General features: G+C 67.9%; 6 protein-coding genes and 1 pseudogene. 2 read left to right on the forward strand and 5 right to left on the reverse strand.

What is annotated here, in order from left to right; genetic code table 11:
* Positions 1 to 275: 275 nt before the first annotated feature.
* Positions 276 to 1,553, reverse strand: coding sequence for a tyrosine--tRNA ligase (gene tyrS, locus M6444_RS19705; protein ID WP_298331347.1), 1,278 nt, complete (start codon positions 1,551 to 1,553; stop codon positions 276 to 278).
* A gap of 96 nt (positions 1,554 to 1,649) precedes the next feature.
* Positions 1,650 to 2,282 carry a DNA-3-methyladenine glycosylase gene (locus M6444_RS19710; protein WP_298331349.1) on the reverse strand — a complete coding sequence of 211 codons (633 nt, stop codon included), beginning with the start codon at positions 2,280 to 2,282 and terminating at the stop codon, positions 1,650 to 1,652.
* 175 nt (positions 2,283 to 2,457) lie between these two features.
* On the opposite strand from M6444_RS19710, the gene M6444_RS19715 reads away from it, so the two are divergent.
* The gene (locus M6444_RS19715) at positions 2,458 to 2,880 is read left to right on the forward strand and encodes a YciI family protein (protein WP_363326436.1); all 423 of its coding nucleotides are present in this window, start codon (positions 2,458 to 2,460) and stop codon (positions 2,878 to 2,880) included.
* Between the two features lie 55 nt (positions 2,881 to 2,935).
* Complete coding sequence (locus M6444_RS19720; protein WP_298331353.1) at positions 2,936 to 4,204, forward strand: RNA polymerase sigma factor; 1,269 nt, start codon at positions 2,936 to 2,938, stop codon at positions 4,202 to 4,204.
* A gap of 56 nt (positions 4,205 to 4,260) precedes the next feature.
* On the opposite strand, the gene M6444_RS19725 is transcribed toward M6444_RS19720, so the two are convergent.
* The 3 genes and pseudogenes from M6444_RS19725 to M6444_RS19735 form a co-directional block, all read right to left on the reverse strand.
* Positions 4,261 to 4,992 carry a hypothetical protein gene (locus M6444_RS19725; RefSeq protein WP_298331356.1) on the reverse strand — a complete coding sequence of 244 codons (732 nt, stop codon included), beginning with the start codon at positions 4,990 to 4,992 and terminating at the stop codon, positions 4,261 to 4,263.
* Between the two features lie 118 nt (positions 4,993 to 5,110).
* Positions 5,111 to 6,526: a sulfatase gene (locus M6444_RS19730; protein WP_363326437.1), complete on the reverse strand. Its 1,416-nt coding sequence runs from the start codon at positions 6,524 to 6,526 to the stop codon at positions 5,111 to 5,113.
* A gap of 89 nt (positions 6,527 to 6,615) precedes the next feature.
* Positions 6,616 to 6,795 (reverse strand): annotated as a pseudogene (locus M6444_RS19735) (argininosuccinate lyase); the annotation flags it as partial.

The following is a 6,795-nucleotide window of genomic DNA, read 5'->3' on the forward strand; positions in this document are numbered from 1 at the left end:
ACCAGCACCCCGGCAGCCCAACGACCACCACAGCACCAACACACCAAGGATTAGCCCAGCAACTCCGGCCGCCTACCGGCGTCCCGCTCCGTGCGAGCCGAAGAAAAACATACGTCCCACACCCACCAGAGTCAAATCGCCGGTGCCCGCAGGTCGCCGGCCGCCCGCCCACCTGCGTTTTGCCAGGTCAGCGCGTCGGCGAAGGAGCAGGGCGCGTCCGCTGTCTGGACACCCCTTCACTGCCTCGGCCGGCTTCCGTCCGGCGGCCCGGCGGCTCACGCGATCTCGACCCCGCCGACGGTCCGCTTGCCCCGGCGCAGTACCAGCCATCGCCCGTGCAACAGATCGGCGCGACTGGGCCGGGCATCGGGGGATGTCGACGGGTCCAGCCGTTGGTTGTTCACGTAAGCGCCACCGTCGGCCAGGGCACGACGAGCCGCCGATCGCGACTCCACGATGCCGGCGGAGGTGAACAAGTCGACGTAGGTGGGCAATTCCTCACCGGCCTCGACCCGAGTCGCACCAACCTCCCCCAGCGCTGCCTCGAGCGTGGCCGGATCGAGCTCGTCCAGGGCGCCCATCCCGAACAGCGCCCGCGAAGCCGCCGTGACCTTGTCGGTCTCGGTCCGGCCATGCACCAAGGACGTGACGTCTTCGGCCAGCGCCCGCTGCGCCGCTCGCGCGGCCGGCTTCTCGGCCACCTCGGTCTCGAGCTGGGCGATCTCGTCGCGGTCGCGGAAGCTGAAGACCTTGAGGTAGCCGATCACGTCGCGGTCGTCGGTGTTGAACCAGAACTGGTAGAACGCGTACGGGCTGGTCAACTCCGGATCCAGCCACACCGTCCCCGACTCGGTCTTGCCGAACTTCGTGCCGTCGGCCTTGGTGATCAGTGGCGTCGCGAGGGCGTGCACCGCCTGCTGCTCAACTCGGTGCACCAGGTCGACGCCGCTGGTGAGGTTTCCCCACTGATCGCTGCCACCGGTCTGCAGGATGCAGTTGTACCGCCGGTACAACTCGAGGAAGTCCATGCCCTGCAGGATCTGGTAGCTGAACTCGGTGAAGCTGATGCCTTGTTCGCTGTGCAGCCGGGCGCTCACCGATTCCTTGGCGATCATCCGGCCCACCCGGAAGTGCTTACCGATGTCGCGCAGGAAGTCGATGGTCGAAAGCTGCGCGGTCCAATCGAGGTTGTTCACCATGCGCGCCTGGTTCGGCCCGTCGAAGTCCAGCAACGGCTCGATCTGGCGCCGGATCCGCTCGACCCAGCCGGCGACGGTCTCCGGGTCGTTGAGAGTACGCTCCCCCGTCATCTTCGGATCGCCGATCAGCCCGGTGGCGCCGCCGACCAGGGCGATCGGATGGTGCCCGGCGAGCTGGAACCGGCGCATCGTCAGCAACTGAACAAGATTGCCGATGTGCAAGCTCGGCGCGGTCGGGTCGAACCCGCAGTAATACGTGACCGGACCAGCCGCCAAGGCAGCGCGCAGCGCCTGCTCGTCGGTCGACTGCGCGATCAGCCCGCGCCAGTGCAGCTCGTCCAGAATGTCGGTCACGTTCCCGGTTCTCCTTGCTCGGTCGTCATCCGTCACCACCCATGATTCAGCACAACGACGCCGTCGTGCACATCGATGCCGGCCTGCGGCGGGCGGTCAGGCGCGACGGTACCGCGAGACCGTCGGGTCACCGGTGATCCAGAATCGCCACGGGTGAACGTCGCCGTCGCCTCCCACACCTCGGACCCCGACCCGGGGGCCCGTGGAGATATCTGCCGGTGCGTCGCCGTCGCGCGGCAGAAGCGTCACCGGACCGGCGCCGAGAACGTCACAGCCGTTGTGCGCCCGATCGAGCCCCAGTGCTACGGCCAATCGAGCTGGTCCCCGGCCGAGGTCGTGCCGGGCACGAACCGCGCCCGCCGCCGTCCGGCGTGCATAGGCCAACTCCTCGCCCTCCACGACCTCGCCCGCGCGCAGCAGGACCGCCGTCGCCCGACCCGGTTCGCCGCACACGACATTGGCGCAGAAATGCATGCCGTAGGTGAAGTAGACGTACAAGTGTCCTGCCGGGCCGAACATCACCTCGTTGCGCTTCGTCCGTCCTCGGTAGGCATGTGACCCCGGGTCGTCGGCGCCCATGTAGGCCTCGACTTCGGTGAGCCGTACGGCCACCACCCCCTCGGCCGACTCGTGCCGAAGTACACATCCGAGCAGCTCAGGGGCGACTTCGAGACCTGTGCGCGCGAGATCGCTCCGGTTGATCGAGCGTCGCTGCGTACCCTTGTCCACCGCGCCAGTATCGGACGCCGCCGCCTCGACAGCACGACCGGCCCGGATCCGTGGCGGAAATTTCTGTCCCGAACGTGTCGATCGGCCGAAGATGTGTACGACGCGTGTGTGAGCGCGGGGTTCGGACCAGGCCGACGACGGCCGGGGCCCGGCGCAGCGAAAGGGAGGCACCACGATGCGAGTCATGGTCTTCATGAAGGCGAACGCCGACTCCGAGCAGGGCGTCATGCCCACAGAGGAGGAACTCACGTCGATGATGGCGTACAACGAAGAACTGGTGAAGGCCGGTGTCATGCTCGACGGGGACGGCCTGCAACCCAGCTCGAAGGGCGCCCGGGTCAGGTTCTCGGGCGGCAAGCCCTCCGTCGTCGACGGACCGTTCACCGAAACCAAGGAGCTTGTCGCCGGTTACTGGCTGTGGCAGGTCAAGTCGTTCGACGAGGCCCTCGAATGGGCCAAGCGGTGCCCCGGCGGCGACGACTTCGAGCTCGAGCTGCGGCCGCTGTTCGAACCCGCCGACTTCGGCGAGGCGTACACGCCGGAGATCCAAGCTCAGGAGGAGCGTCTTCGCGCGCAGTCGGCCGGTCGCCAGCCGTGACGGTCGGCCTCGGGTCATCTTGCCGGGCCGGAGGCGAAACTGTTCTGATAGGCGCGTGGCCACGTCGGACATTCACCGCACCATCGACACCGTCTGGCGGATGGAATCTGCCCGGGTCATCGCTGGCTTGGGGCGGATGGTGCACGACATCGGGCTGGCTGAAGACCTCGCCCAGGATGCGTTGGTCGCTGCCCTCGAGCAATGGCCGGAGTCGGGCGTCCCGGACAAGCCGGGCGCCTGGCTCATGGCCATCGCCAAACGTCGTGCCATCGATCACCTCCGCCGCCAGCAGCGCCTGGAACGCAAGCAGGAGCTGCTGGGCCACGATCTGCAGACTCGCACGGAGCCGGACCTCGAGGACGCGTTCGACGACGACATCGGCGACGATCTGCTGCGGCTGATCTTCACCGCCTGTCACCCCGTCCTGTCGACCGAAGCACGCGTCGCATTGACGCTGCGCACCCTGGGCGGGCTGAAGACGGACGAGATCGCGCGGGCGTTCCTGGTGCCCGAATCGACCATCGCCCAGCGCATCGTCCGGGCCAAACGGACACTCACCAAGAACGACGTCCGATTCGAGCTGCCTGTCGGCGACGACCGCATCGAGCGGCTGTCGTCGGTGCTCGAAGTCATCTACCTCGTGTTCAACGAGGGGTACTCCGCAACCGCCGGCGACGACTGGCTGCGCCCGGCGCTGTGCGAGGACGCGTTGCGCCTGGGCAGGATCCTCGCTGAGCTGATGCCGAACGAGGCCGAAGTCCACGCGCTGGTGGCCCTGATGGAGATCCAGGCGTCGCGAACCAGGGCGCGCACATCGGCGTCGGGCGAGCCGATCCTGCTGCTGGACCAAGACCGCACTCGGTGGGACCGCCTGCTCATCAACCGCGGCCTGGCCGCACTCGATCGAGCCCAGGCGCTCGGCCAACCGGCCGGGCCCTATCTGCTCCAAGCCGCCATCGCGGCATGCCATGCGCGTGCTCGGACGGCAGAAGAGACCGACTGGGCGCGGATCGCCGCGCTGTATACCGCGTTGTCGCAGGTGACCCCGTCGCCGGTGGTCGAGCTCAACCGCGCCGTCGCGGTCGGCATGGCCTACGGCCCGGCGCCGGCACTCGAACTGGTCGACGCCCTCGGCTCGGAGCCCGCGTTGAAGAATTACCACCTGCTGCCCAGTGTTCGCGGCGACCTGCTCGTCAAGCTCCAGCGGCATGACGAAGCGCGGGCGGAGTTCGAGCATGCTGCGTCGCTGACCCGTAACAGCCGGGAGCGTGACTTGCTGCTCGAACGCGCCGCATCGTGTGCGAAGCACACGTCATCGGCCTAGCACATCACGGCTCTGGCCCGTGCCGTGCAGGGCAGGATCCCGGCCAGCCAGGTCGATCAGTACGGCCGGTCCCGCCGCGACTCGTCGTCGGAGAGATCGTCGGTGGCCGTGCGCCAGGCATCGGTGTCCGGCGACTGCCGTTCGACCGTGACGTCGTCTGCCCGCATGTCATCGGCCCTCGTGTCGCCGGCCGTCGTGTCGGCCGACGGCGACGTCGCACCACCGGGCGACGATGTCACATCACCGGCCAGATACTCACGGACGCGCTGCCCGTAACTCGCCGCCTTGGCCGGGTCGATGGGAAACGTGACGTCTTCGACCACCCGAGCGAACGCGGCACCGAGCCGAGCGGTGTCGATCCGGCCTGCCGCACTGCCGAAGGCCGAGCCGAGCTGCTCGGGCACCCGCCCGAGCGTGGCCGCGATGTCGTCGAGCGCGGAATCGTGAGTCGGACAGCGCGGCAGTGCCGAGCGCGCCGGCCGGTCGATCCTCTGCCGCTGTTTCCAGTCCGGCACGTGCACGTAATCGTGGCCGTCCACGGAGTACCGGCACAGTAACCCCGCCGTCACGAGCTCGGCGATGTCGTCGGTCATCGACGACGTCGGATGCGCGTCGGCGCGCAACGGCCACAACCGTCCGTTGAACACCGCGGGCTGGTCTTTGGCGCGCCCGTCGTCGTCGAGCACGAGCGGTAGATAGGCCCAGGTGTACGCGGCGGCGAGCGACAGGCCGGCGACCCGTTCGTCTTGCGGGTCGCCCGGGTCGATCGTTCGGGAACTGTGCGCCATGATCGGCTCCCCTTCGGCTAGGATGGCCGGCGCGCGCCCGCTGGCCGGGCGCACCGCGGTGACGGCGCCGACAGTCCCGACGCTACCCCTGGACGCGGCACTGTCCAGTGTCGCCGCCTCACGACACCGTCAACGATGCTGCCGGCTGGTCACCCACCTCACGCTGCAGGCGGTCGAGTTCGCGTTCGAGGTCGCGGCGTACCGACGCGTAGGCCGGGTCGTCATGAACGCTGTTCAGCTCCATCGGGTCATGTTCCAGGTCGAACAGCTCCCAGTCGGGCTCGAATGTGCGGTCGGTGTTGCCCGGCAACCCGAAGCCTTCTCCGTAGTAGTGGATGAGCTTGTACCGATGCGTGCGAACCCCGTAATGCGCCCGGACGTGATGGAAGAAGTCGTCGTGCATCCAGTAGCGGTAGTACATCGAGGTGCGCCAGTCGTCGGGGACGTTGCCCTGCAGTAACGGCGTCAAGCTCCTGCCCTGCATCGTCGGCAGCTCCGGCACCCGCGCCAGATCGAGGAAGGTCTGCGCGAAGTCGACGTTGAGCACCATCGCGTCGCACGACGACCCCGGCTGGATGACGCGCGGATAGCGCATGAGCAGGGGCATGCGCAGCGACTCCTCGTACATGAAGCGCTTGTCGTACCACCCGTGATCACCGAGGAAGAACCCCTGGTCAGAGGTGTAGACGACGAGCGTGTCATCGCTCAGCCCGGCCGCGTCGAGCCGGTCGAGCAACCGCCCGACGTTGTCGTCGATCGACGCCACGCAGCGCAGGTAGTCCTTGATGTAGCGCTGGTACCGCCACGACAGCTCCTCGTCAGCGGACAGGCCCTCGGGCACCGGCTCTTTGAGGTCGTCGGGCTTCAGGTCGCGGTCGATGCGCATCGTCGCAGCCGCGGCCGCTTCGGATCGCCCGGAGTAGTCGTCGCGAAGCGTCGGCGGCTCGGGAATGTCGACGTCGGTGTACATGTCGGCATGCGCGGCGTCGGGCTCCCAGGGCCGGTGCGGGGCCTTGTGGTGGACGAGCAGGCAGAACGGGCGGGCAGGGTCGCGTCGCTCGAGCCAGTCCAGGGACATGTCGGTGACGATGTCCGTCGCGTAGCCCCGGTGGACCCGCCGGCCATCGGGATGAATCATCTCCGGATCGTGATAGTCGCCCTGGTCGGGAAACACGGCCCACTCGTCGAACCCGCGCGGATCGTGCAGACCGCCGTGTCCCAGGTGCCACTTGCCGAACAGCGCCGTCTGATAGCCCTGCTCGGCCAGCAGCCCGGGAAAGCTCGGCTGCCGGGTGTCGAACGGCGTCGCCAGGGTCGTCACGCCGTTGACGTGGTTGTACGTGCCGGTCAGGATCGATGCTCGGCTCGGCGTGCAGATCGAGTTGGTGCAGAACGCATTGTCGAAACGCACGCCGCCGTCGGCGAGCCGGTCGAGGTGTGGCGTCTGGTTGATCGTGCTGCCGTAGGCGCTGATCGCGTGCGAGGCATGATCGTCGGACATGATGAACACTATGTTCGGACTGCTCGGACTCACGTGCCGGATGTTCCTTCCCTAACGTCGGTCCACACACACCGTAACGGGTCCGGTCAGGCCTCCGGGAAGCGATTCCCACGCGAACATGATCATCGGTGAGCGGCGAGCCAGGTGCGGGCCTCACTGATGCGCTCGCGCACCGAGCCCAGTTGTTCGCGGACGCGATCCGGTGCCGTGCCGCCCTTGGCCGCGCGGGAGGCCAGTGCTCCCGGCACCGACAGCACCTGACGCACGGCCGGGGTCAGCTGCGGCGACACGGCCGCCAGATC

Source organism: Haloactinopolyspora sp. (assembly GCF_027324685.1).
Classification (GTDB): domain Bacteria; phylum Actinomycetota; class Actinomycetes; order Jiangellales; family Jiangellaceae; genus Haloactinopolyspora.